This window comes from Alishewanella tabrizica (assembly GCF_014652375.1).
Classification (GTDB): Bacteria; Pseudomonadota; Gammaproteobacteria; order Enterobacterales; family Alteromonadaceae; genus Alishewanella; species Alishewanella tabrizica.
This window is the reverse complement of sequence record NZ_BMYR01000002.1, coordinates 324,516-348,909: the sequence shown is the minus strand read 5'-3', so window position 1 is coordinate 348,909 and position 24,394 is coordinate 324,516. Positions and strand designations below refer to the sequence as shown.

24 protein-coding genes are annotated in these 24,394 nt (G+C 45.7%); 19 read left to right on the top strand and 5 right to left on the bottom strand.

Annotated elements, in window-relative coordinates; translation table 11 throughout:
• The first annotated feature begins 31 nt into the window (after nucleotides 1-31).
• Together IE070_RS03890 and lnt are read left to right on the top strand one after the other, a co-directional pair.
• Nucleotides 32-901: a CorC family transporter gene (locus IE070_RS03890; RefSeq protein ID WP_189480653.1), complete on the top strand. Its 870-nt coding sequence runs from the start codon at nucleotides 32-34 to the stop codon at nucleotides 899-901.
• 77 nt (nucleotides 902-978) lie between these two features.
• Nucleotides 979-2,496: an apolipoprotein N-acyltransferase gene (gene lnt, locus IE070_RS03885; RefSeq protein ID WP_373296907.1), complete on the top strand. Its 1,518-nt coding sequence runs from the start codon at nucleotides 979-981 to the stop codon at nucleotides 2,494-2,496.
• 65 nt (nucleotides 2,497-2,561) lie between these two features.
• Here lnt and IE070_RS03880 read toward each other — a convergent pair whose 3' ends face one another.
• Entirely contained in the window at nucleotides 2,562-4,952 is a 2,391-nt protein-coding gene (locus IE070_RS03880) for a Lon protease family protein (RefSeq protein WP_189480651.1), read from the bottom strand.
• Nucleotides 4,953-5,097: 145 nt separating this feature from the next.
• Between IE070_RS03880 and IE070_RS03875 the strand changes: the two genes are divergently transcribed.
• The 5 genes from IE070_RS03875 (at nucleotide 5,098) to IE070_RS03855 (ending at nucleotide 8,874) form a co-directional block, all read left to right on the top strand.
• Nucleotides 5,098-5,373, top strand: a complete 276-nt coding sequence (locus tag IE070_RS03875) for a hypothetical protein (RefSeq protein WP_189480649.1) — start codon at nucleotides 5,098-5,100, stop codon at nucleotides 5,371-5,373.
• A 326-nt stretch (nucleotides 5,374-5,699) separates the two neighbouring features.
• The gene (locus tag IE070_RS03870) at nucleotides 5,700-6,224 is read left to right on the top strand and encodes an HvfA family oxazolone/thioamide-modified RiPP metallophore (protein ID WP_229796908.1); all 525 of its coding nucleotides are present in this window, start codon (nucleotides 5,700-5,702) and stop codon (nucleotides 6,222-6,224) included.
• A 5-nt stretch (nucleotides 6,225-6,229) separates the two neighbouring features.
• Nucleotides 6,230-7,063, top strand: a complete 834-nt coding sequence (locus IE070_RS03865; protein ID WP_189480647.1) for an HvfB family MNIO-type RiPP peptide maturase — start codon at nucleotides 6,230-6,232, stop codon at nucleotides 7,061-7,063.
• Nucleotides 7,063-7,806 carry an HvfC family RiPP maturation protein gene (locus tag IE070_RS03860; protein WP_189480645.1) on the top strand — a complete coding sequence of 248 codons (744 nt, stop codon included), beginning with the start codon at nucleotides 7,063-7,065 and terminating at the stop codon, nucleotides 7,804-7,806. Before IE070_RS03865 ends, IE070_RS03860 begins: the two co-directional genes overlap by 1 nt.
• Nucleotides 7,807-7,917: 111 nt before the next feature.
• Nucleotides 7,918-8,874 (top strand): hypothetical protein, encoded by a 957-nt coding sequence (locus tag IE070_RS03855; protein WP_189480643.1) that lies wholly within the window; start codon nucleotides 7,918-7,920, stop codon nucleotides 8,872-8,874.
• A gap of 88 nt (nucleotides 8,875-8,962) precedes the next feature.
• On the opposite strand, the gene IE070_RS03850 is transcribed toward IE070_RS03855, so the two are convergent.
• The 4 genes from IE070_RS03850 to IE070_RS03835 all read right to left on the bottom strand — a co-directional run bounded on the left by IE070_RS03850 (nucleotide 8,963) and on the right by IE070_RS03835 (nucleotide 12,414).
• Nucleotides 8,963-9,313, bottom strand: a complete 351-nt coding sequence (locus tag IE070_RS03850) for a putative quinol monooxygenase (RefSeq protein WP_189480641.1) — start codon at nucleotides 9,311-9,313, stop codon at nucleotides 8,963-8,965.
• Nucleotides 9,314-9,397: 84 nt separating this feature from the next.
• Entirely contained in the window at nucleotides 9,398-10,843 is a 1,446-nt protein-coding gene (gene nhaD, locus IE070_RS03845) for a sodium:proton antiporter NhaD (RefSeq protein WP_189480639.1), read from the bottom strand.
• Between the two features lie 186 nt (nucleotides 10,844-11,029).
• The gene (locus IE070_RS03840; protein ID WP_189480637.1) at nucleotides 11,030-11,887 is read right to left on the bottom strand and encodes a universal stress protein; all 858 of its coding nucleotides are present in this window, start codon (nucleotides 11,885-11,887) and stop codon (nucleotides 11,030-11,032) included.
• A 32-nt stretch (nucleotides 11,888-11,919) separates the two neighbouring features.
• Nucleotides 11,920-12,414, bottom strand: a complete 495-nt coding sequence (locus tag IE070_RS03835) for a zinc ribbon-containing protein (protein WP_189480635.1) — start codon at nucleotides 12,412-12,414, stop codon at nucleotides 11,920-11,922.
• A gap of 186 nt (nucleotides 12,415-12,600) precedes the next feature.
• Here IE070_RS03835 and leuS point away from each other — a divergent pair, with 186 nt between their 5' ends.
• From leuS to lipB, 12 genes are all read left to right on the top strand, one after another.
• A complete protein-coding gene (leuS, locus tag IE070_RS03830) occupies nucleotides 12,601-15,186 on the top strand; it encodes a leucine--tRNA ligase (RefSeq protein WP_189480632.1) in 2,586 nt (861 codons plus the stop codon).
• Nucleotide 15,187: 1 nt separating this feature from the next.
• The gene (locus IE070_RS03825) at nucleotides 15,188-15,679 is read left to right on the top strand and encodes an LPS-assembly lipoprotein LptE (protein ID WP_189480630.1); all 492 of its coding nucleotides are present in this window, start codon (nucleotides 15,188-15,190) and stop codon (nucleotides 15,677-15,679) included.
• On the top strand, nucleotides 15,679-16,719 hold the full coding sequence (holA, locus tag IE070_RS03820; protein WP_189480628.1) for a DNA polymerase III subunit delta: 1,041 nt from the start codon (nucleotides 15,679-15,681) through the stop codon (nucleotides 16,717-16,719). The genes IE070_RS03825 and holA overlap by 1 nt, the downstream gene beginning before the upstream one ends.
• Complete coding sequence (gene nadD / locus IE070_RS03815; protein WP_189480626.1) at nucleotides 16,712-17,347, top strand: nicotinate-nucleotide adenylyltransferase; 636 nt, start codon at nucleotides 16,712-16,714, stop codon at nucleotides 17,345-17,347. The genes holA and nadD overlap by 8 nt, the downstream gene beginning before the upstream one ends.
• 63 nt (nucleotides 17,348-17,410) lie before the next feature.
• Nucleotides 17,411-17,731 (top strand): ribosome silencing factor, encoded by a 321-nt coding sequence (gene rsfS, locus IE070_RS03810; protein WP_189480624.1) that lies wholly within the window; start codon nucleotides 17,411-17,413, stop codon nucleotides 17,729-17,731.
• A gap of 6 nt (nucleotides 17,732-17,737) precedes the next feature.
• Entirely contained in the window at nucleotides 17,738-18,208 is a 471-nt protein-coding gene (gene rlmH, locus IE070_RS03805) for a 23S rRNA (pseudouridine(1915)-N(3))-methyltransferase RlmH (protein ID WP_189480622.1), read from the top strand.
• 2 nt (nucleotides 18,209-18,210) lie between these two features.
• Nucleotides 18,211-20,079, top strand: a complete 1,869-nt coding sequence (gene mrdA, locus IE070_RS03800) for a penicillin-binding protein 2 (protein WP_189480620.1) — start codon at nucleotides 18,211-18,213, stop codon at nucleotides 20,077-20,079.
• A complete protein-coding gene (gene rodA, locus IE070_RS03795; protein WP_189480618.1) occupies nucleotides 20,072-21,193 on the top strand; it encodes a rod shape-determining protein RodA in 1,122 nt (373 codons plus the stop codon). Before mrdA ends, rodA begins: the two co-directional genes overlap by 8 nt.
• A 1-nt stretch (nucleotide 21,194) precedes the next feature.
• Nucleotides 21,195-22,094, top strand: a complete 900-nt coding sequence (locus IE070_RS03790; RefSeq protein ID WP_189480616.1) for a septal ring lytic transglycosylase RlpA family protein — start codon at nucleotides 21,195-21,197, stop codon at nucleotides 22,092-22,094.
• 40 nt (nucleotides 22,095-22,134) lie between these two features.
• Entirely contained in the window at nucleotides 22,135-23,298 is a 1,164-nt protein-coding gene (locus IE070_RS03785; RefSeq protein WP_189480614.1) for a D-alanyl-D-alanine carboxypeptidase family protein, read from the top strand.
• 83 nt (nucleotides 23,299-23,381) lie between these two features.
• Nucleotides 23,382-23,663: a DUF493 family protein YbeD gene (ybeD, locus tag IE070_RS03780; RefSeq protein ID WP_189480611.1), complete on the top strand. Its 282-nt coding sequence runs from the start codon at nucleotides 23,382-23,384 to the stop codon at nucleotides 23,661-23,663.
• A 77-nt stretch (nucleotides 23,664-23,740) separates the two neighbouring features.
• A complete protein-coding gene (gene lipB, locus IE070_RS03775) occupies nucleotides 23,741-24,394 on the top strand; it encodes a lipoyl(octanoyl) transferase LipB (RefSeq protein WP_268247340.1) in 654 nt (217 codons plus the stop codon).

The window sequence follows — 24,394 nt, the reverse complement described above, 5'->3', positions numbered from 1 at the left end:
TTCTTTTTTTTTATGGAGCTAAAGTTCACTCATGAGTGAAGACAACCCACACTCTAGTCGCGGTTCTGCGGGGCGCAGCTGGTTAGAACGTATTGCCAGTATTTTCAATGCAGAACCTCAAGATCTTTCAGATTTAGAAGATATCATCAGTGAAGCTGCTGTGCGGCAACTGATTGATTCCGACACCAAAGATATGTTGCAAGGCGTTTTGGATGTGTCCAAAGTACGCGCACGCGATATTATGGTGCCACGCTCGCAAATGGCGACGATTGATATCGAACAGCCTTTGTCCGAGGTTTTACCTATCCTGCTTGAAAATAACCACAGCCGCTATCCCGTTATTAATGAAGACAAAGATCATATTGAAGGGATTTTAATCGTTAAAGATATCCTGCAATACGCTTTAGATCCGAATAATGCCGACTGGCAATGGCGCGATTTAATTCGCCCAGCTGTGATTATCCCAGAAAGTAAGCGGGTCGATGCCTTGTTACGTGAGTTTAGACAAAAACGCTATCATATGGCGATTGTTGTGGACGAGTACGGTGGCGTTTCAGGTTTAGTCACTATCGAAGATATCTTAGAACAGATAGTGGGTGAAATTGAAGATGAGCATGATCAGGCAGAAGAGCACGATATCAAAAAAATGGCTTCGCGAGTGTTTCAAGTCAGCGCCTTAACCCCCTTAGATGAATTTAACGAAACTTTTGGTACCGCCTTTGACGAGGAAGATGCCGATACTATCGGCGGTATTGTGCTACACGCTTTTGGCCATATGCCCGCGCGCGGTGAAAGTATTACCCTAGGCGATTTAACCTTTAAAGTTAGCAAAGCCAATAGTCGACGCTTAATGCAGTTGCAGGTGATTCGGGCGCGAGAAACGGAATCAGAAGGAAGCTAATCATACTGCGCTTGTTCAATACACCAGAGGCACGCCCTTCTCATTCATCCGCAGCGGATCGTCGCCCAGGATGGCGCATCATTGGTAAAGTCGGTTTATTGGCCCTTGCGGGGGCCAGTAACACCTTAGCGTTTGCGCCCTATACTCTGTGGTGGATACCGTTCGTTAGCCTGTTGCTGCTCTGTGTTTATCTGCAGCAAAGCACCAGTGCGAAGCAGGCCGCTTGGCTTGGCTTTGGATATGGCCTCGGTTGGTTTGGTGTTGGCATCAGTTGGGTCCATGTTAGTATTGATCAATTTGGCGGCTTACCCCTGATTGGCAGCATAGCGTTGATGGCTTTACTCGTGGCCTATTTAGCGTTGTTTCCAGCGCTTGCGGGCTACCTTAGTCAAAAACTGCGTACTGCGTTACCCTTTCCGCTCATTTTTGCGGCCAGTTGGGTGTTAATCGAATGGCTGCGTAGCGTTATGTTAACAGGCTTCCCTTGGTTATCGTTGGGTTACAGCCAAGTCGATTCGCCCCTGCGCCATTGGGCGCCCTTGATTGGTGAAATCGGCATCAGCCTATTAATGGTATTCGCCGCCGCAGCCTTGAGTAGCATATTGGTGTTACGCACTGGTCGTGAACCGCACCTTATATTTACTGGCTTTGCACTTAGCTTACTGGGCATCAGTCCAGGGTTAGCAGGGCTAAAAGGATGGCACTATACCGAGCAAAACGTCCCCGTATTACTGGTACAAGGGAATATAAAACAAGATCTACGCTGGGCGCCTGAACAAGAATGGCCCACCATGCTGAAATATTTAGATCTAACACGCCCCCATCTTAGCAGTCATCAAATTGTTATTTGGCCAGAAGCAGCCGTTCCGCGATTGGAACCCTTGGCACAAGACTTTTTAGAGAATTTAGATAAATCCGCATTATACAGCGATACCGCGGTGATCACCGGGATCATTGATTATCGTCAGCAAACCGGTGAAGCATGGAATAATTTGGTGGTAGTAGGGAAGCAGCACGCCGAGGATAACAGCGGCCACTATGTTTACGGCCATAGTAACCGTTTTAGTAAACATCATTTATTGCCGATAGGCGAATTTGTGCCGTTTGAAAGTCTGTTGCGGCGCTTAGCACCTATTTTTGATTTGCCGATGAGCTCTTTTAGTCGCGGCAGCTACATCCAACCCAATATGCTGGCCAATGGTTATCATTTACTGCCGGCCATTTGTTTTGAAATTGCGTTTCCAGCACAAATTCGCGCCAATATGACGGCAGAGACACAACTCTTGCTCACCGTCAGTAATGATGCGTGGTTTGGTGACAGCATCGGCCCACATCAGCACTTGCAAATTGCCCAAATGCGCGCTTTGGAATTTGGCAAACCCGTGATCCGCGCTACAAACAACGGTATTACCGCCACCATTGCCGCCGATGGTAAAATTCGACAACGTGCACCGCAGTTTACAGAGGCTATTGTAAGTGATGAGATCCCGCTGACCACCGGGACAACGCTTTACAGTCGATGGGGCAATATTCCCATCTTTAGTATCGCTGGCCTAATTCTGGTTGTCGCCGGATGGCGTCGCGTTCGTTCTTAAAACGACGTCCTTCAATCTATGCGCTATTGAAAGGACGTCTCTCGCCACGTGATATAACTGACTCGTTACGCTTCCGAGCCGCCATTTACCAGCTCAGCAATTTCAGCTAAACGTGCAAGGGCTTTACCGTTAATGGATTTTTTCGGATACTGACCACGGGCATTGCGCTCACCGGCCACCTGCCCCATTAATAGTTCAAGGGCTTCATCAACGTTGCGTACGGTGTAAATATGAAATTGCCCGGCGGCTACTGCAGCAACAACATCATCTTGTAGCACCAAATTAATGTGATTACTTGCTGGAATAACGACGCCTTGCTCCCCCGTTAAACCACGTGAGTGACAAAGTCTAAAAAAGCCTTCAATCTTTTCATTCACACCGCCAATGGCTTGCACTTGACCATGTTGATTGATCGAGCCCGTCACCGCTAAATTTTGCTTAATGGGCAAATCAGTGATGGCAGAGATCAAGGCGCACACTTCGGCTAAGGCCGCACTGTCGCCATCAATATGACCATAAGATTGCTCCATCGCAATATTGGCACTCAGTGTTAATGGGAACTGCCGCGCATACTTAGCGCCTAAATAACCGGTGAGTAATAAAACCCCTTTTGAATGGATTGCTTTACCCAGCTCAACTTCACGTTCAATATCAACCACTCCGCTGGCGCCGGCAAAAACAGTAGCGCTGATCCGGGCTGGCGTGCCAAAGGCGGTATCGCCAATTTCCAGCACGGTTAGGCCATTAATTTTCCCTATGGCTAAACCATCGGTATCAATTAAAATTTGTCCTTCTTGAATATCTTCTAAAAAGCCTTCACTTATACGACCGGTACGATATTGCTTACCCGCCAAGGCTTGCTTTACATGCACGGCAGTGAGCTCAGTGGCGTGTTCTTGCCGCGCAAAATAACAGGCTTCACGTACCAGTTCTAACACATCGGCAAACCGAGCCGACAACTTGCGCTGATGTTCTGCCTGCCGAAAACTAAAGAGCAAAAGTTGCTGTAAGCCGCATTCTGTCAAATGGCTAAAATGCATCTCTTGCATTTGCAACTGAATTTGCAGCGTCATGTCACTTAAGGTTTGGCTGTTAAATGGCAAGTAATGTTCAAAATCGGCCAAAACGCGAAATAACTCATTAAACTCTTCATCAAAGTCTTGAACTAGATAATAGAGATCACGCGATCCCAGTAATACCACTTTCACATTCAGGGGAATGGCTTTCGGGGTAATAATGGTGGAGTTTGTTACGGCATGCTCGCTGAGGGTATCAATCGCCACCTCCCCCGCTTTTAATGCCAGTTTAAGCGTATCCCACACGGCAGGTTGCGACAACAAACGATCAGCATCTAAAATTAAATAGCCCCCATTTGCTTTATGCAGCGCACCAGGTCGAATCATCCGATAATTCGTAAAGAGTGAACCTCCAGCAGAATTGTATTCTACGCGCCCAAATAAATTGCCATAACTGGGATTTGCTTCAAAAATAATCGGCGCCCCCGACATCGTTTCGTAATGTACTAACACATTGGGCACAAATTCTTCGATAAAGATTTCGCGACTAACGGGCTCTTCGTTTTTTTCACCGTCTGATTCGTCAGGTAACAGCTCTAGTACGGCCTGGACCAAATGTGAACGCATATCACGCAAATATTTAAGTACGCCCAATTCAGCACTGTAATCATGCTCTAATTGCTTTAGCATGGGCTTAATGGCTTGCTCAATGGTTTCTTTGCGTAAGGTACGCAGGCTTTCTGATAACTCACGCTTCCATTGTGGCAATTCTAACAATTGTTCATTAAGAATGGTTTCAAGCTCCGACACTAAGCCGTAAAAGTATTGCCGTTGCTCTTCGGTTAGCTTTGAAAATTCCTGATCGTCCAACGGTTTGCCATCGATAATCGGTGAAAAACTGACTGCGCCATTTTCTTCATACAAAACAACTTGCTTTTCTAGTGCTTTTTTCTCAACGCGCTCAATCGCTTGCTCGTATCGCTGATCAAAGGCTCTGTGAATAGCCTTCTTTTTACGTTGATAGCCTGGGTTATCAAAAGCGGCTGGAAAGGTATCCAATAATTCATCAATTAAGGCTTCTAATTTTTTTACCAATTGCCGGCCTTCACCAGGGAGTAAGCGCAACGTATTAGGTACCCGTTCATCATCAAAATTACTTAAGTAACACCATTCGTCGGGGGTCGCTTTTTCGCTCGCCGCGTGTTGTAGGATTTCTTGCACTAAGGTAAAGCGCCCCAGCGCCGGCTCCCCCATAACGTACAAATTATACCCAGGCATATCCATACCAATCGCAAACTCCAGCGCAGTACGCGCCCGATCTTGTCCAATAAAAGCAGGCAGCTGTTCTTGCTTTTTAAGTGCGTTTGTAATCAATTGTGGATCCAGTTGTGGACACAACTGCGAAGGATTAAGCGCCAGCGTTTGGCTAAGCTGAGTCATGTATTGCCTTAAATAATATTTGCACGGTATTGCGCTGTAGAAGTATGACTATACTAACAAAAAGCCAAGGGGTCTGCCCAGCGCTAAAGTTTATGAAAATGCCGCCGATAATGGTATATCACAATTTAGATTATCGGAGCTGATCATGAACGAGCGCTACTGTTTACAGAAAATTCGTAATTTAGGGGTACGTTTACACGAGCTAGAATTAGCGCAGCCTTCACCCGGAAAATCCTACACGTCAGCTGCCTTAGATTTTTTGTTTAGTCAGCACCAAATTGAACGCCCAGCAGGTGCGCCTTTGGATCATACCCTGCAAACCTTGGGACGCGCATTGGTAGAAAAGCATCATCTGAAATTCCAACGCTTAGATGCCCATAGCGTTATTGATTATTTTTGCCGTTTTTATCGGGTGCATTAACACCTGTTTTACCAGCACCAAAAACGGCGACCCCGCCACTAATTAGGCGGCATTCTGTGCGACAAACCGTGCGACAATCTGGGCAAAAATGGTTAACAACATAACCGGTGTAGCTCTGTACAACATTATGCAAGACTCACAGCGAGTCTTGCTCCAATTTTTCTAGAACATCCCCAACAAAAGTGTTTCTTGCAAAGATTCTGCTGCCAATTTGCATATGCTTAGGTATATCTGGCTATTAAAAGCTACAGTATAATGCGAAACATCCCCCAGAAATAACGCGTGGTAACTTTACAGACGCTCTTAAGCTGTTTAGGCTTAATAGTATGTTGTTAAAATATGCTACGTTACAGGATACTATGATGAATGCTATGACAAAAACCCAATTAACGCTTGCACTAGGTGCATTAACGCTGAGCAGCGGCGCTTTTGCGGCAGATCAAACCAACCCATTTCAGGCACAGCAATTGAGCATGGCCTATCAAATTACCGATAACAACAGCACCAATGCAGGTGTTAAAGTCAAATTAAAAGAACAGGCGAATAGCGCTACTAATAAGGCCACAGAAATGAAATGTGGTGAAGGAAAGTGCGGTGAAGGTAAATGTGGCGCCGAGATGCAAAAGGCCGCTGCTGACGCAAAAAAACAAGCTGCGGCTGCCAAAAATACTGCCACTGACAAAGCCAAAGAAATGAAATGTGGTGAAGGCAAGTGTGGTGAAGGTAAATGTGGCGCAGAGATGCAAAAAGCCGCTGCCGAGGCTAAAAAACAGGCTACCGATGCCAAAAAAGCCGCTAGCGATAAAGCAAAGGAAATGAAGTGTGGCGAAGGCAAATGTGGTTCGCACTGATCTAAATGACCTATTCACTGCCGTTGCATAGCGCAGGCTTAGGCCTGCGTCGTGAGATGTTGCCAGCGTTACTCTCCGACAAACCTGCTGCTATCGATTTTTTTGAAGTCGCGCCAGAAAATTGGTTACCTTATGGCGGTAAATTACAACGTGATTTCCGAGCACTGAGTGAGCGCCATCCTTTTTTCTGCCATGGATTATCTTTATCAATTGGCAGTCCAGATCCCTTAGATACCGCGTTTATCATGCAAATTAAGCAGTTTTTAACGCAGCATCAGATTCTGCTTTACAGTGAACATCTGAGCTATTGCTCAGCTGCCGGCCACTTATACGATTTAATGCCCATTCCGTTTACTGACGAAGCCGTACATTATGTTGCCAAACGGATCAGGCAGGTACAAGACATCTTAGAACGTCCTTTGATTATCGAGAATGTTTCGTATTATGCAGCACCCGCGCAACAGTTAACGGAGTTAGACTTTATAAATGCGGTATTATCTGAAGCAGATTGTCAGTTGTTAGTCGATGTAAACAATATCTATGTTAATGCAGTTAATCACGGCTATTCTGCCGAGGCATTTTTAAACGCCCTGCCGAGTGAACGCATTGCGTATTATCATATTGCCGGACATTATCAGCAACACGAAACCCTGCTAATTGATACCCATGGTGCGAATATTCCTCAGCCAGTTTGGCAACTCTTAGAGCAAGCGTATCAACAACATGGAGTAAAACCTACGTTATATGAGCGCGATTTTAATCTTCCCCCGATGGCCGCATTGTGTGATGAGCTCACCCAAATAAAATTTGTGCAACATAATGCTACGGTTAAACGTTAATGTCCTCTCTAAAAGCCACTCAACTTAGCTTCGCTAATTATCTGCGCGATCCAAACGCCCATCCTGTACCTGAAGGGATAGCCAGTGAACGCTTACAGGTATATCGAGACTTATTCTTTAACAATGTGTGTGGTTTTATAGATAACGCCTTTCCGGTGTTGCATAGCCTCTATGATAAAAACGCCTGGCTTGCCTTACAACAACAGTTTTTTGCTGAATATCCCTGTCAATCGCCCTTTTTCTTGCATATTGCTGAGCAGTTTGTGAGCTTTTTACAACAGTATTCCCTAAAAAGCGTAGATCCGGTGTTTGTTGCAGAATTGGCCCATTACGAATGGGCAGAGTTATATATAGGTAGCAAACCAAATACTGAACCTCAGACGATAATTGATCCTGAGCAGTTGCTAATAACGCCTTTGGCATTATCCGACGTGGCCATGCTAGCGGCCTATCCCTACCCGGTACATTATATCAGCCCAAGTTATCAACCGGAGGCACCGGGAGAATTGCACCGTTTTTTAATTTATCGGGATAAGCAGGACGACGTAATCTTTGTCACCTTAAATCACGCCACCTTACTCTTATTACATCAGATATCAGAAATGCCTGGGCAAACCTTAACTGACGTGATCATGGCAATCGCGCCACATTTACCGATGCTTACGCCTGACCAGTTACAACTGGCAGCGTTACCCTATATTACGCAATGGGCAGCCCAAGGCGCGCTGGTCGCGGCAAGGTAATTTTTTATCAATATAATGTAATTTCATTAAATTTTAGATGGCTAGCCATCTAAATAACTGTATACTTAGCGCATTGAACGTAAAGCAACCGGCTTTTGAGGTGCACTTCGTATGGCATTATCGTTACAGCAAAAAATTACAGATCCCCGTCAAGGTGTATACTTAATTGGTACTACGCCACCGAAAGCCACTACGCCGGCAGATAAAACTGCGCGTATTGCACAAAAGCTGTTAAGCCGGCTCAATGAAATTGAATACGACGGATTAATTGTCTATGACATCCAAGATGAAAGTAGCCGAGTGACTGTAGAACGGCCTTTTCCTTTTCATAGCACCTTAGATCCACGTGAATATAGCTGCCTGTTACAGCAATTGTCTCAACAAGAGATCATCACCTACAAAAGTGTCGCACAGCGTGATGCCGATGCCTTTGGTCAATGGTTAACACAAACGGCGCAGACGTATAAGTTACAAAATTTAGTGCTCGTGGGCAGTCCCTCATCCAATGGCGAGATTAAGCTGAGCTTACCGTTAGCGTATCAACAGTTAGCTGAACATCCAGCACAGTTTTATTTAGGCGGCGTCGCGATTGCCGAACGTCACGCTAAAAAGGGTAATGAGCATTTACGCTTAATAGACAAATCAGCCCAAGGCTGTGAGTTTTTTATCTCGCAAGCGGTATATAACGCGCAAGCTACAATAGATTTGCTGACAAGTTATGCGCGTAGTTGCAAACAACAAGGCTTACGTCCTAAGCGCATCATCCTAACCTTTACGCCTTGTGGCGGCGAGCAAACGCTAACCTTTATGCAATGGCTCGGGATCTCGGTACCAGAGGGTAGCCAATACCGCATTTTAGATGCCGAAAATCCGTTAAATGAATCGATCAAAATTTGCCGCGATAACCTGCAACAGATCCTGCAACATTGTGCCAAACTAGAGATCCCATTGGGATTAAATGTAGAGAGTTTAACCAACAGACGCGAAGAAATTGATGCGTCAATTCGCTTATTCCGCTTGTTAAAAGCCATGATGGAACTGCATTTAGCCGAAAAAGAAGTGGCGTAATTAAAGATATTATTAAACGTACAACATCGAAGAACTCAGCAGATAAGCCTACTTTACTAGGCTTATCTGCAAGACATTGCTAAAAGGATCATACAAAAGTGGGTGCATCAAAATCTGTAGGCTCGTCTGAATAAATACACACATTCCACTCTGCCGCGAGACCATTCTCGGCTAAACAATACTGTTCAAAAAATTGTTTAATACCACTGCGTTGACAATGTGCTTCAAAACTCGCCAAATCAGCCCAAATTTCGTTAAACACGATGGGGAAACTTTTACCTTCGGCGAAAGGACTCTGAATTTGCCGCGTCACAATGTATTGCAAACAGCCATCTTCACGCAGCGTGTTGGGCTCTAACTGCTGTAACACCTTAAATAATGCTGCTTCTTGGCCTGCTTTGGGCAAAAACTGGGCAATACAATACACTTTTTTTGACATATTCAACGCTCATTTATTATCAAAAACTAAAAATTAACGCCCAGAGTTACCTTAGGGCGTTAATGCCAAAACTACGCTTTACGTTTACCCGAAAATGGTAAACAGCTCAGCATTTAACCACAGATGACACGCTACGCTAGCAAAATAGCCTAACAAAATGACCGGCGCCCACTTTAAATGTCCAACAAAGGTGTAATAACCACGCGCTTGTCCCATCAGGGCAACGCCGGCGGCAGAACCGATAGACAGTAAACTGCCCCCCACGCCCGCCGTCAGTGTAATCAATAACCAGTGACCATGTGACATTTCAGGATTCATGGTTAATACAGCAAACATCACCGGAATGTTATCTACTACTGCAGACATTAAGCCAAGCACAATGTTAGCGCCAGTGGGGTTCCAGTTGGTATAAAGCGCTGTCGATAACAACTCTAAATAACCAATAAATCCTAGCCCGCCCACACACACGACCACACCATAGAAGAACAGTAATGTATCCCACTCAGCGCGTGCTACCCGACTAAATACATCAAAGGGGACGACTTGACCTAAGGCACGTAAGCGCTCGATATCACCCTCGCGCTCGGCAATGGCTTTTTTCCGAGCCAACGATCCTGGTAAGGTTTTGCGTAAAAAGAAACCAAAAAATTGTAAATAGCCAAGGCCTGTCATCATGCCTAAGACAGGGGGTAAACCTAAGTAAGAATGGAACGCGACGGCAGTCGCAATCGTCAGTAAAAACAGGGTAAGTATGCGCAGCGCGCCACGTTTTAATTCCACTTCTTCGGAGAAGCCACCAGGTGAGCGCTTTTGCACAAACAGGCTCATAATCAGGGCTGGTACTATATAGTTAACCACGGCCGGAACAAACAAAGTAAAGAACTCATTAAAGGTAACAATGCCGGCTTGCCACACCATTAAGGTGGTAATATCACCAAAGGGAATAAAGGCCCCGCCTGCATTCGCCGCGACCACAATATTCACGCACGTTAGGTTGATAAACTTTTTATCACCTTCAGCCACTTTCATCACCACGGCACACATTAGCATGGCGGTTGTCATATTGTTGGCAAAAGACGAGATAGCAAACGCCAGCACCCCACTGATCCAGAATAATGTTCGATAGCTAAAGCCTGAGCGAATAAGCCAAGCACGTAACGCATCAAATACACGCCGTTCTTCCAGCGCATTGATATACGTCATAGCAACAAGCAAAAACAACATTAATTCCGAAAACTCTAACAACGTATGCCGAAACGCTGATTCAGAGGCTTCAGGCATACCCGCTTGCATGTAATGCCAGCCAATCAATGCCCAAATAATCCCCGCTGCCACCAATACTGGTTTAGATTTACGCAGATGAATTTTTTCTTCTGCCATTACTAATATGTATGCTAAAGCAAAGAAACTTATAGCAATTATACCAATGGGGCTGAGGGTTAAATCGATAGGACCGGAGGAAGCAAACACTGATGCTGGAAAAACAGCAACAGTAAGCAGTAACACCAAAAGAGTTCTAAAGTTGAACATGATGACTTCTGTAACGTTAGTAAGCAGGGAGGGTTCTCTATCTACAAAACAAAAGCCGCTGCAGATATTGAGAACATATGATACGCCCTTTTTTTTGCTTTAGTAGGTCTAATTACCACTAAAACGTAAAAGCTATACTGGCTTTTAGTCTAATAAGGTGTAAGTGATTAAAACCTATTCAGCTGCCTAACGTAAAATTAATAAGGCACATTTAGCATTTCTCATCATTGCTGTGGTGGTACTGCCTAAAAAAAATTGTCGGATACGTGAGTGTCCATAGGCTCCCATAACCAGTAAATCAATATGATGCTGTTGTTGATAGGTGTGTAACACCTCATCAGGCTCCCCGAGTACAATGGCCGTTTGAGTGCTAAACCCCGCCTCTCGTAACTGTAACGCGGCCGCTTCTACGGCTAACTCTGCCGCTTCTGCGCGTGTAGAGGCATAAACTACATGAATCAACAGCCCGCGGCACAGAGGGCTAGCCGCTAGCATCGCCAAACTTTTTTGTGCTGTCGCACTGCCATCATAGGCCAGCATGACCCGCATCGGGGCTTTAAAGTGTTGCTGCGCTAACAAAATCGGTCGCGGTACACTGCGTACCACCTGCTCGATGTGAAAGCCTAATTGACCATGCTCTTCAGCGCTTTGCGCACCGCGCTTGCCTAACACTAATAATCGCATATCCGGCTCGAGCGTTTTTAACGTATTAACCAGAGTATTGTGTTCAAGGTGTTCATTAACACTACTCACATCGCCTTGTAAGGCCCGTACTTTTGCCGCAGCAAGCATTACCCGGCCTCGCTCAAGCGCTAACGTGCTGTGTTTTTCATCTAGCGCCACCAATTGCTGCAATAACAGCTCTTGAGAGCCCAAGCCAATACTGCCACTTAAGTCTGGCGTCTGAGTATGCTGGGCTTTATCAATGGCATGCAACATGGTTAAAGGGGCTTCTAATTGCATGGCAGCCCAAATCGCATAATCACATACCGCCTCGGCATAAGGTGATGGATCAATACAAGCGATTACCTGATGTTGCAGCATATTTTAAACCCTCTGCCTATTCCTACTTACCACTAAACGGGTAAACCATCGCGAAAAAACTGTACGCCACGACAATTAAAACATGACAGTAACTCGGCAGGATGCGTGTAATCAATACTTTCATGGCACGCGCTGCAACGATAACGCCCCATCCCGACATATTCGCCTTGATAGTACACCCCTTGATGATGCAAATCGTCGAGCAGTTCTGCCCATTCTACTTGAGTTTTATCAGTGATCTGACTTAATTGCAGCCAAAGCTCTTCGGTCCACATTGAGGGGTGTTTTGCTTGCGTGATCGCACTGGGATCAGAAGGTGCTTGGTCTTGCGCTTCTGCCCACTGACGCTTGAGCGTTTCGATAAATAACTGGCTCTCGTAAGCACTTAATTCTTTGCCTGCTGTTAAATAAGCTTTAACTGTCTCGGCCCATTCCAACATATTTTGGATCTGATGCTCACGGGCGTGCTCTAGGGTGTCACTTAAATCATGCAGCCATTGTTGGTACTTTTGTTTAAATTCAGCCATCTCAAACTCCGGTTAGCAAATGAAAACAAAGATGAGCGCGTCAAACAGGCGCTTAAAACAAGTATAGACCAAACACTGCTTATTGTTGTCAAAACCCGCCTAAGGTATGCTATAGCGAATTTTTGCCTGTATGTTGTTTTCGTGCAAACTCGCAGGCCCGCACTAAGACTTTTCTGGAAGACCTAAATGCAACAGCAATATAATCCACAAGACATTGAAACCACCCTGCAACAACAGTGGCAAGACAACAATACGTTTAAAGTGACAGAAGATCCCAGCAAAGAAAAGTTTTACTGCCTCTCCATGTTTCCTTACCCCAGTGGCCGATTACATATGGGTCATGTGCGTAATTACACCATTGGCGATGTTGTTAGCCGTTTCCAGCGCATGCAGGGTAAAAATGTTTTGCAGCCCATGGGGTGGGATGCCTTTGGTCTACCGGCCGAAAATGCGGCAATCAATCATAAAACCGCACCGGCCAAATGGACTTACGCAAACATTGATTATATGAAAACCCAATTAAAACGGCTAGGTTTTGGCTATGATTGGGATCGCGAAGTTGCTACCTGTAAACCCGATTACTATCGTTGGGAACAATGGTTTTTCACTAAGCTGTACGAGAAAGGCTTAGTGTACAAAAAAATGGCAACAGTGAACTGGGATCCCGTTGATCAATGCGTTTTGGCAAATGAACAGGTGATTGATGGTCGCGGTTGGCGTTCAGGAGCCTTGGTCGAGCAACGTGAATTAGCCCAATGGTTTATTCGTATTACCCAATATGCCGAAGAGCTGCTGCAAGATTTAGAGCAACTCACCGAGTGGCCAGAGCAAGTACGCACAATGCAGAAAAACTGGATCGGTCGCTCTGAGGGCGTCAATATCCGGTTTACTATTGCGGGCCAAGACAGTGAGCTTGAAGTCTATACCACCCGCCCAGATACTCTGTATGGGGTAACCTATGTGGCCGTTGCGGCACAACACCCCTTGGCGCAAGCCGCCTCGAAAACCAACAGTGCATTGGCCGCTTTTATTGATGAAATCAAAGGCGGCAAGGTGGCCGAAGCTGAATTGGCGACCATGGAGAAAAAAGGCTGTGCTACCGGCATGACGGTAATACATCCCCTTACCGGCGAGCATGTTCCGGTGTGGGTAGCCAACTTTGTCTTAATGGATTATGGTTCAGGCGCTGTAATGGCTGTTCCGGGTCATGATCAGCGTGATTATGAATTTGCGACCAAGTATCAATTACCGATAAAACAAGTTGTCACGGCTATCGACGGTAGCGCGACAACGCTTGATTCCGCGGCATATACCGAAAAAGGCTTACTGATCAATTCTAATGAATTTGACGGTTTAGACTTTGATGCCGCGTTTAAAGCAATCGCTGACAAGCTAGCAAGCTTGGGTAAAGGCGATGTAAAAGTAAATTATCGCTTACGCGATTGGGGCGTATCGCGCCAGCGCTACTGGGGCACACCTATCCCTATGTTAAACCTGCCAGATGGCTCAGTGGTACCTGTTCCCGAAGATCGCCTGCCGGTAGTGTTACCCGAAGATGTGGTAATGGATGGCGTAACATCTCCGATCAAAGCAGACGCAGCCTGGGCCAAAACCCAGTACAACGGCAGTGAAGCCTTTCATGAAACCGATACCTTTGATACGTTTATGGAATCAAGTTGGTATTATGCGCGTTATTGTAGCCCAGATCATGATCAAGCAATGCTGGATCCTGAAAAGGCTAATTATTGGCTGCCGGTTGATCAATACATAGGCGGTATTGAGCACGCTATTTTGCACTTATTATATGCCCGTTTTTTCCATAAATTATTACGTGATGTGGGCTTAGTGCAATGTGATGAACCCTTTAAACGCTTACTTTGCCAAGGTATGGTGCTAGCAGAGACCTTCTATCGCGATACTGAGAATGGCGGTAAACAATGGTTTTCACCACAAGATGTGCAAGTAGAGCGTGATGAAAAAGGCCGTATTACGCAAGCCGTTCTGCAAACTGATGGCCACCCCGTATCATCGGCTGGCATGAGTAAAATGTCGAAGTCAAAAAATAACGGTATTGATCCGCAAAAAGTTATTGATCAATACGGTGCTGATACGGTGCGGTTATTTATGATGTTTACTGCCCCGCCAGAACAAACGCTTGAATGGTCAGATTCCGCGGTAGAAGGCGCGCATCGTTTCTTAAAACGTATTTACACCTTGATATCCGATGTACAAGCCGCTGGGGAACCGGGTGCGTTAACTTTGGCCGATTTAGATGGCGAGCACAAAGTGCTACGTCGTGAATTACACAAAACCATTGCCAAAGTCACCGACGATATTGGCCGTCGTTACACCTTCAATACCGCTATTGCCGCTATTATGGAGCTTAGTAATAAGTTACAAAAAGCTAGCCTAGCGACACCATTAGATCGTGCTGTTATGCGCGAAGCCTGTACGGCCTTGTTACAGTTACTTAATCCGATTACACCGCATATCGCCCAATATTTATGGGCGCAATTAGGTAATCAGCACAATATTGAACAGGTTAGCTGGCCTACAGTGGATACTGCAGCCTTAGTTGAAGATGAAAAGCTGGTTGTAGTACAGATAAACGGTAAAGTGCGCGCAAAAATTACCGTTGCTGCAGATGCCACTCAAGAACAGGTATTAGCACTGGCGAAAGAAGATGATAATGTACAGCGTTTCCTCGACGGCGTCGCTATTCGCAAAGTCATTTTTGTTCCCGGTAAATTACTCAATTTGGTGGTAGGTTAATATGGTTGCCCACTGGTTTAAAGCCCGGTTAGTTTTGTTATGCCTAGCCGCCAGCTTGCTGGTGGGCTGTGGTTTTCATCTACGCGGTAGTTTGCCGTTGAGTCAATACCCTGCAATTTATGTTCAAAGCGAGGCACACTCAGAGCTTGCGGCTCTACTCAATCAGCGTTTTCAACAAAATAACGTGGCGCGTTTAGCAGACTTTGATGCCAATAAACCGGCATTGTATTTAATTCGTGATACGCTGGAACGGCGCACATTATCGCTATTTGCTAACGGCCAAGTGGCAGAATACGAGCTCATTTATAAAGTAGAGTACCGGATCCAGTTAGCCGGTCAGGAACCACAACTTTATCAATTTGAATTGTATAGAGACTATCAAGACGATCCGAATAAAGCATTGGCAAAAGCACAGGAATTAGAGCTATTGTTAAGCGAACTTCGCCAGCAAGCCGCCAATCGTATTATTCGCCAACTGGCACGTTTGGGCTAATGCAAAAACTCTATGCCAATCAGTTAGCCTCACAACTTACGCAGGGCCTTATGCCCTGCTATTTAATTTTTGGCGAAGAGCCATTACAAAAATTAGAAGCGATTGAAGAAATTCGCCTTGCCGCCAAGCAGCAAGGGTTTTTAGAGCGTCTTAGTTTTTCGGCCGACGCCCAATTTGATTGGCAAGATATTTATAACGAATTAAGTGCTATGTCGTTGTTTGCCGAACGACGTTTAATTGAACTTGAGTTAGCGCAAGCAAAGCCACCGGCAACGGTTAATGAGCATTTAAAACGCTTGGCGCAGCAGCTTCATCCCGATATTGTCTTGCTGATACACGGTAGCCGCAGCCATAGTGATGTAAGTAAGCTGGCATGGTTTAAACAATTACAAGCGCATGCAGTACAAGTGCCCATTTATCCTTTGGATGAACGCCAACAGCGACAATGGCTGCAACAACGCGCGCAACGGCTTAATGTCCAATTAACGTCTGATGCATTACAGCTATTACAGCAATTTAGTGCAGGCAACTTATTAGCCGCTCGCCAAGAATTAGAAAAACTGGCCTTAACCCACACAAACGAACGAGTAGATGCCACGGTGTTTAGTCGGTTTTTGGCTGACAATGCCAGCTACACTGTATTTCAACTTATTGACGCAGTGTTAACAGGTAACAGTGCTGACGCTTTGCACCGCTTAAAACGCTTACTCGAACAGGATACTGAAGCGGTTATTATCGCTTGGCAACTGCAAAAAGAATTACTGCAATTACGGCAATTACAGGCAGCCGCAGCATCAGGTTCGCTAGCAGAGCAATTTAAACAAATGGCTATTTGGCCTAAACGCCAACCTTTATATCAGCAAGCTATTAAACGCTTAACCCTGCGTTGGATAGAGTATATTTTACAAGAGCTGGCCGCGTTTGATCGGGAGTATAAATCCGGAAATTTACCCGATCCGTTATTAGCCTTAGCACATTTAGTTACGCTATTTTGTCACCCAATACCCCGTGGCTTTTCATTACAGCATGCTTATGAATAACCCAATCATTGGCATTTTTGGCGGAACCTTTGATCCTATCCATCATGGCCACTTAGCCTGCGCGCGCTATGTGTTACAGCATTGTCACTTAGCCAGTATACGATTAATGCCTTGCCATCTGCCGCCGCATCGTGCCACACCGGGCGTAAGCAGTATCCAACGCGCCGAAATGGTGGCGCTGGCCATTGCTGACGAACCGCAAATGCAACTTGAACGGCTAGAGCTCAATCGCGCAGCACCCTCCTATACGGTAGACAGTTTGCAACAACTGAAAGCGCAGTATCCTTACGAGCGACTGGCTTTTATTATTGGTATGGATTCATTGCAGTACTTCACAAAATGGCATAAGTGGCAGCAAATCCTTACCCTCGCCCATTTGATAGTATGTCAGCGACCGGGCTACTCCTCAGCCACAGGTGATGCTCCAGCGCTACTACGTCAATATGGCGGTAGCCTTTTACAACTCTCTCAGCAAGACGCGGGGATCATTTACTGTCTGGATAATCCCGATTTTACGCCAAGTGCGACATTTATCCGACAAGAACTCGCCACCAACCACCAAGCTCAAGCCATGTTAGTGCCTGCGGTTTGGCAATATATCTGCCAACAACAACTCTATGGTTGCTAAGCTCTGTTTCCCTGCGCAAACTGTGTTAAAATGCCGCCCTTTAATTGCCACTGAGGAAAAAAGGTGCAAACTAACGAACTGGTCGCTTTTGTCGCTGACAAAGTCGATGACATGAAAGCCCGTGATATTGTTACATTAGATGTTCGTAATAAATCTAACGTAACCAACTATATGATCATTTGTTCTGGAACTTCTAACCGCCATACCAAGTCTATTGCCGGGTACCTTGCAGCAGAAGTCAAAAAAATTGGCTTACAACCGCTGGGGATCGAAGGCGAAGCCTCGGGTGAGTGGGTATTGCTGGATTTAGGCGACGTTGTCGTACATGTCATGCTGGAAGAAAGTCGTAACTTTTATCAATTGGAAAAGCTCTGGGGCGCTTAAGCTGTTATGAAGTTAATCCTGATTGCCGTAGGTACCAAGATGCCTGCTTGGGTCGAAACGGGCTTTGAGGAATATGCGCGCCGTTTTCCACGCGATCTCGCGTTTGAATTAATTGAGATCTCTGCTGGGAAACGCGGTAAAAATGCGGATATCAAGCGCATTTTAGAACAAGAAGGCGAGAAAATGCTCGCCGCGGTACCTAAAGGCAGCCGTATTGTCACCTTAGAAGTCACCGGCGCTAATTGGAGCAGTCCACAACTTGCAGGCAAACTACAAGAGTGGCAGCACGATGGGCGCGATGTGTGTTTTTTAGTCGGGGGACCCGAAGGGCTAGCGCCAGCCTGTATTTTGGCCAGCGAAGCCAAATGGTCACTGTCGGCGTTAACCATGCCACATCCTATGGTGCGGGTGGTGTTAGCCGAAGCCCTTTATCGGGCTTGGAGTATCAGTACTAACCATCCTTATCATCGCGAGTAAGCATGTTAAAAAAACGTATTGCCATGCAAGATGTTGCAGCAGAAACCCGTTTATTTAATCATCGGGCAATTTTTGCTATGGCATTTGTGGTACTGATGTTCAGTATCATCATCGTTAACATGTATCATCTGCAAGTCACGTCGTATCAAGTTTACCAAACCCGTTCCGAGGGTAATCGCATAAAAGTCGTGCCACTGGCACCCAATCGCGGCTTAATTACCGATCGTAATGGCATTTTACTCGCCGACAATCGGCCGGTTTTTTCACTGGAATTAGTTCCCGAACAAATTGATGATATGGCTGCTACGCTTGCCGAATTGTCAACCTTGATCGAGATCACCGAAGAGCAACAAACCCATTTTTTAAAAGAAGTGCGCCAGCAACGCCGCTTTAATAGCATTGCCGTTAAAGAACAATTGAATGATGAAGAAGTGGCCATCATCTCGGTCAATTTACATCGTTTCCCAGGCGTCACTGTGGAGGCGCGCTTAAGTCGGCATTATCCGTTTGGTGACTTGTTTACTCATGCACTTGGCTATATTGGCCGCATTAATAGCAGTGATTTAAGCCGACTTGAAGAAAGTGATCAATTGGCGAATTATGCCGCAACCCGGGATATCGGTAAAATTGGCTTAGAACGTTACTATGAAAGCGAATTGCATGGCACCATGGGGTTTCAAGAAGTCGAAGTGAATAATCGTGGTCGTTTGATCCGTGTCTTGCGTTCAGTCCCGGCGAGCTCGGGTAAAAATATTCGGTTAAATTTAGATGTTGGCCTGCAATTAACCGCCCAACAAATTCTCTTGGAAAAGCGCGGTGCCATTGTTGCTATGGATCCACGTGATGGTGCAGTCTTGGCGTTTTATAGCAATCCGAGCTACGATCCTAATTTATTTGTGCATGGCATAAGCAGTACGAATTATAATGCCCTGCTCAATTCGCCTGACCGCCCTTTAATTAACCGCGTAACGCAAGGTATCTATCCGCCAGCATCAACAATTAAACCGCACTTGGCATTACTTGGGCTGGAAACCAATACCATTTCACCCACAACGCGTATTTGGGATCCCGGTTTTTTTCAATTACCGGGGGTAGAACATCGCTATCGCGATTGGAAACGTTGGGGACACGGTTGGGTAGATGTATACAGCGCCATTGTCGAAAGTTGCGATACCTTTTTCTATGATATGGGCGTTAAATTGGGGATTGATCGTATCTTCGATTATATGCAAAGCATGGGCTTTGGAGAAAAGAGTGGCATTGATATCCTAGAGGAATCTAACACCAATATGCCTTCGCGTGGCTGGAAGCGCGCACGGCATAATCAACCTTGGTATCATGGTGATACCGTAGCGGTAAGTATTGGCCAAGGCTATTGGACGATTAATCCCCTGCAATTGCTCGTGACCACGGCAGTATTATTAAACAACGGGGACCAGCCTACGCCGCACTTAGCGAAAGAGCTTAGTAATGAATTAGGCACTGATATTGTCAGCACCGAATTAAAAACCGTCACGCCGGTAGTAAACGCCCGCAATTGGCAAGTGATAAGAGATGCCATGTTGCAAACCGTTAATACCCAAAAAGGTACCGCCTTTAACGCCTTCCGTGGCGCTACCTATACCTCGGGTGGTAAAACGGGTACCGCACAGATTGTCAGCATTGCCCAAGATGCCAAATATGACGCCAATGCCATCAACGAACGGCATCGCGACAATGCTATGTATGTGGGGTATGCTCCGGCGGAATCCCCCACTATTGTTATCTCGGTTACCGTTGAAAACGTCGGGGGCGGCGGAAGTACTGCAGCGCCTATTGCAAGACAAATGCTTGATTATTACTTTAGCGCCGGAGTAAATACCGATGAATGAGAGTCTGGCTCACGCTAAAAACCGGATCAGCCGTTTGGCGTTCTTTCATATCGATACCCCACTGCTGTTAGGCCTGCTTGCCCTGATTAGTTATGGACTTATCATTTTGTACAGTGCCTCTGGGCAAAGTGAAAGTATGGTAGAAGGCCAAATTATCCGGCTAGGCATTGCGCTTGCCGTAATGATTGGCTTTGCACAAATCAATCCGCAAACCATTAGGCGATGGTCGTTACCGCTATTCTTATTTGGTACGGTCTTATTAGTCTGCGTTTTACTCTTTGGCCATATCGGTAAGGGCGCACAGCGCTGGCTCGATCTGGGATTTATGAAATTTCAACCTTCCGAAATTATGAAACTGGCGGTTCCCATGGCGATTGCTTGGTTTATTTCGTCCCATAATTTACCGCCCCGTGTTCATCATCTTCTGATCGGTTTTTTGATGTGTCTTATCCCTACCATCTTAATCGCTAAACAACCTGATCTAGGTACCTCAATACTGATCTCAACCGCAGGGATTTTTGTGCTATTTATGGCGGGGATGAGTTGGAAACTGATTGGCTTTGTTACCGCGTTATTATCTGCATTTGCGCCCATTCTGTGGACCTTTTTTATGCATGATTATCAGCGGCGGCGCGTTTTAACGTTTTTAAATCCTGAAAGCGATCCTCTCGGCTCGGGTTATCATATTATTCAATCGAAAATTGCTATTGGCTCAGGTGGCGTTGAGGGCAAAGGCTGGATGCAAGGCACCCAATCACAATTAGAGTTTTTACCAGAGCGCCACACCGATTTTATTTTCTCTGTGCTAAGCGAAGAATTTGGGCTGATTGGTGTGTTGATTTTGCTTGTAATCTATTTGTTTATTATTGGTCGTGGCTTACTGATTGCTGCCCGCGCTCAAGACAATTATAGTAAACTGGTTGCCGGCAGCTTTACCCTTACTTTTTTTGTCTACGTTTTTGTTAACATAGGCATGGTATCAGGGCTGCTACCCGTTGTCGGCGTACCCTTACCTTTAGTCAGCTATGGTGGCACATCAATGGTGACCATGATGGCAGCTTTTGGCATAATAATGTCAGTCAGTACTCATAAACGTAGTTTAGCCAAGACCTAATATGACCAGAATAATTTTTAGCGGTATCTGCTTACTCTCGGCCTTAGTGTTAACTGCTTGCAGTAGCAAACCACAAGTCCCTGACACACCTCCCAGCAGCAAAAAAATGGTATCACCCAATGAAGGGCGTTATCAGCAGGATAAAGACAGCATTCCAGACAGATTACCCACGCTGTTAGAAATGACCGATCCCGATCCGCAAGCCGAACCCTTAAGCCGAGGGGGAAATAATCCTTATAATATATTTGGTATAAACTATTTACCCTTGGCCAACATTACAGAACATGAAGAAATTGGTATTGCCTCTTGGTATGGCAATAAATTTCATGGTCATTACACCTCGAATGGTGAAGTCTATAATATGTTTGCTATGACCGCGGCACATAAGACCCTGCCTTTACCCTCGTATGTTCGTGTTACCAATTTAGATACTAAACAAAGCGCCATTGTGCGCGTTAATGATCGTGGTCCTTTTCATCAAGATCGCGTGATTGATTTATCGTACTCAGCCGCCTACAAAATTGGTATGCTTAAGCGCGGTACAGCCAGGGTTAAGGTTGAATTGTTAAAATCTCCAGCTATGCTGGCTAATCAGCCGCGGGGTAGCTCACGAACCCCTACAACAAGCAGTTCAAGCAGCTCGTCACAGGTTGTCGGCACCTTAGCCAGACAGTGCTATATTCAACTCGTGGCCAGCAGCGATAACCGTCGTGCGAATCAACTACAACAGCAAATTGCACAACAATACTCGGTTCCTACTGAAGTTCGTTCTGGTAACGGTTTACACCGTTTACTCGTGGGGCCAACGTCAGACATGCAACAAGCGAATGACTGGCTAAGACGCTTTCGGGCGGCTAACTATCCAGAAGCCTTCTTTTTCGATCGTCGCCAATGCGGCTAACGAATAACACTTTCACAACTTAAACAAAAGAATAGGTACCATGACAAGCTATCAATACATTATCAGCGCCGCCGCATTAGCTATCAGTAGCGTCTGTTTAACCGCTTCCGTAAGCGCGCAAACCGTAACGCCGCAAGCGCCTACCGTTGCCGCAAAAGGGCATATCCTTGTGGACTATGACACCGGTGCGGTGTTATCCGAAGAAAACGCGGACATGTCGCTTGCTCCAGCTAGCTTAACAAAAATGATGACAATTTATGTTATCGGCATGGAGTTAAAGCAAGGCAATATTGGCTTGCAAGATATGGTTACCGTCAGTGAGCGTGCCTGGTCGAAAAACTTCCCTGGTTCGTCATTAATGTTTATTGAAGTGGGTACCCAAGTTAAGGTAGAAGATTTAGCGCGCGGTATTATGATTCAATCAGGGAACGATGCGTGTGTTGCCATGGCTGAACATATCGCCGGTACCGAAGGTGCTTTTGTTGATCTCATGAACGCCCATGCCGAGCGTTTAGGCATGGTAAATTCTCGTTTTAGCAACAGCCATGGCCTCCATCTTGAAGATCAATACACTACCCCGCGCGATATGGCCATTTTATCACGGGCGTTAATTCGTGATGTACCCGATTTATACGCGTTATATTCTGAGCGCGAATTTGCATATAACAATATCCGTCAATCTAATCGTAATTCTTTATTATGGGATCGCAGCTTAGAAGTGGATGGTATTAAAACCGGTTATACTAAGGAGGCCGGTTTTAGTTTAATTACCTCGGCAACACGTGAAGGCATGCGCTTAGTATCCGTGGTTATGGGCACAGCAAACGAGCGGGCTCGCGCGGCAGAAAATAAAAAATTACTGACATACGGCTTCCGTTTTTTTGAAACGTTTTCGCCTTATCAAGCCGGTGAGAAATTTGCTGATCAACGCATTTGGCAAGGTGCGAAAGAAACTATTGAACTGGGCTTAGCACAAGCAACACCCATTACCTTACCACGCGGTCAACGTCGTAATTTAAAAGCCGAGATCGCCTTGGATCAACAACTCGTCGCCCCGATATCTAAAGGCCAAGTGGTCGGCAAAATATTCTTACGCACCGAGCAACAAGAGGTTGCAGAATATCCGCTAGTGGCGTTAGAAACGGTTGAAAAAGGTGGGTTTTTCAGTCGGATGATTGATTACATTAAAATGCAATTTAATTAAGCACTGGCACTTTTAACCCAAGTCCCGGCAGCTGCCGGGATTTTTTGTTAGAATACCCGTGTAAATGACACAGAGATAAGACGATGGTTACTGAAGTTAAAAACACCAAATTTGATGAATACTTAGAATTTCCCTGCCAGTTTAACTTTAAAGTATTAGGGTTAGCAGAAGCACGACTGGTCGACGACGTGATGACGGTGATCCAACAACATACTCAGGCAACGGATTACAGCCCACAAGTAAAGCCAAGCGCCAAGGGAAATTATCATTCAGTTTCCATTAAAGTGACCGTTACCAGTAAAGAACATATAGAATTACTGTACACCGAGCTTGGCAAAATTGAACTGGTTCGTTACGTGTTATAACGTTAACCTGTGGCATGCTACTTCGTATTCATGCCTGTTCGCATTATAATACCAGCAGTTTATTTACGGAGTATGCCGTGTCTATTACTCAGCAACTTGTGATCCGTCAGCTTGGTTTACAAGATTACACGCAGATCTGGCAAGCCATGCAACATTTCACCGATCAGCGCAACAGCGACACGCCAGATGAGATCTGGTTGCTTGAGCATCATCCCGTTTTTACCCAAGGACAAGCGGGAAAAGCAGAACATCTGTTGTTTGCCGGCGATATCCCCGTAGTTCAAGTCGATCGCGGTGGCCAAGTCACCTATCATGGGCCAGGCCAATTAGTCGCCTATGTATTACTCGATATCAAACGTCGTAATCTGGGCGTGCGACAATTAGTTACGTTACTTGAGCATATTCTCATCACGCTTTTAAGCCACTACGGCATTAAGGCTGAAGCCAAAAGTGATGCACCCGGCGTATATGTTAACGGTGCGAAAATTGCGTCTTTAGGCTTAAGGATCCGTAAGGGCTGTAGTTTTCATGGCTTAGCCTTAAATGTTGATATGGATCTTAGCCCTTTTAGCCAAATTAATCCTTGTGGATACGCTGGTATGCAAATGGTAAAAAGTGCTGATTTAGGCGGGCCCGTAACGATTTCCGAAGCCAGTACCCAACTGGCTGCATTATTTCAACAACAGCTGGCCATCAGCGAGCCAGTGTTTAAAACGGGGTTAAATAACTGA

What these genes read in the sequence shown, in the direction of transcription:
- IE070_RS03890 (WP_189480653.1), top strand. Translation starts at nt 32, where the DNA reads ATGAGTGAAGACAACCCACACTCTAGTCGCGGTTCTGCGGGGCGCAGC.
- IE070_RS03880 (WP_189480651.1), bottom strand. Translation starts at nt 4,952, where the DNA reads ATGACTCAGCTTAGCCAAACGCTGGCGCTTAATCCTTCGCAGTTGTGT.
- IE070_RS03875 (WP_189480649.1), top strand. Translation starts at nt 5,098, where the DNA reads ATGAACGAGCGCTACTGTTTACAGAAAATTCGTAATTTAGGGGTACGT.
- IE070_RS03870 (WP_229796908.1), top strand. Translation starts at nt 5,700, where the DNA reads ATGTTGTTAAAATATGCTACGTTACAGGATACTATGATGAATGCTATG.
- IE070_RS03865 (WP_189480647.1), top strand. Translation starts at nt 6,230, where the DNA reads ATGACCTATTCACTGCCGTTGCATAGCGCAGGCTTAGGCCTGCGTCGT.
- IE070_RS03860 (WP_189480645.1), top strand. Translation starts at nt 7,063, where the DNA reads ATGTCCTCTCTAAAAGCCACTCAACTTAGCTTCGCTAATTATCTGCGC.
- IE070_RS03855 (WP_189480643.1), top strand. Translation starts at nt 7,918, where the DNA reads ATGGCATTATCGTTACAGCAAAAAATTACAGATCCCCGTCAAGGTGTA.
- IE070_RS03850 (WP_189480641.1), bottom strand. Translation starts at nt 9,313, where the DNA reads ATGTCAAAAAAAGTGTATTGTATTGCCCAGTTTTTGCCCAAAGCAGGC.
- nhaD (WP_189480639.1), bottom strand. Translation starts at nt 10,843, where the DNA reads ATGTTCAACTTTAGAACTCTTTTGGTGTTACTGCTTACTGTTGCTGTT.
- IE070_RS03840 (WP_189480637.1), bottom strand. Translation starts at nt 11,887, where the DNA reads ATGCTGCAACATCAGGTAATCGCTTGTATTGATCCATCACCTTATGCC.
- IE070_RS03835 (WP_189480635.1), bottom strand. Translation starts at nt 12,414, where the DNA reads ATGGCTGAATTTAAACAAAAGTACCAACAATGGCTGCATGATTTAAGT.
- leuS (WP_189480632.1), top strand. Translation starts at nt 12,601, where the DNA reads ATGCAACAGCAATATAATCCACAAGACATTGAAACCACCCTGCAACAA.
- IE070_RS03825 (WP_189480630.1), top strand. Translation starts at nt 15,188, where the DNA reads ATGGTTGCCCACTGGTTTAAAGCCCGGTTAGTTTTGTTATGCCTAGCC.
- holA (WP_189480628.1), top strand. Translation starts at nt 15,679, where the DNA reads ATGCAAAAACTCTATGCCAATCAGTTAGCCTCACAACTTACGCAGGGC.
- nadD (WP_189480626.1), top strand. Translation starts at nt 16,712, where the DNA reads ATGAATAACCCAATCATTGGCATTTTTGGCGGAACCTTTGATCCTATC.
- rlmH (WP_189480622.1), top strand. Translation starts at nt 17,738, where the DNA reads ATGAAGTTAATCCTGATTGCCGTAGGTACCAAGATGCCTGCTTGGGTC.
- mrdA (WP_189480620.1), top strand. Translation starts at nt 18,211, where the DNA reads ATGTTAAAAAAACGTATTGCCATGCAAGATGTTGCAGCAGAAACCCGT.
- rodA (WP_189480618.1), top strand. Translation starts at nt 20,072, where the DNA reads ATGAATGAGAGTCTGGCTCACGCTAAAAACCGGATCAGCCGTTTGGCG.
- IE070_RS03790 (WP_189480616.1), top strand. Translation starts at nt 21,195, where the DNA reads ATGACCAGAATAATTTTTAGCGGTATCTGCTTACTCTCGGCCTTAGTG.
- IE070_RS03785 (WP_189480614.1), top strand. Translation starts at nt 22,135, where the DNA reads ATGACAAGCTATCAATACATTATCAGCGCCGCCGCATTAGCTATCAGT.
- ybeD (WP_189480611.1), top strand. Translation starts at nt 23,382, where the DNA reads ATGGTTACTGAAGTTAAAAACACCAAATTTGATGAATACTTAGAATTT.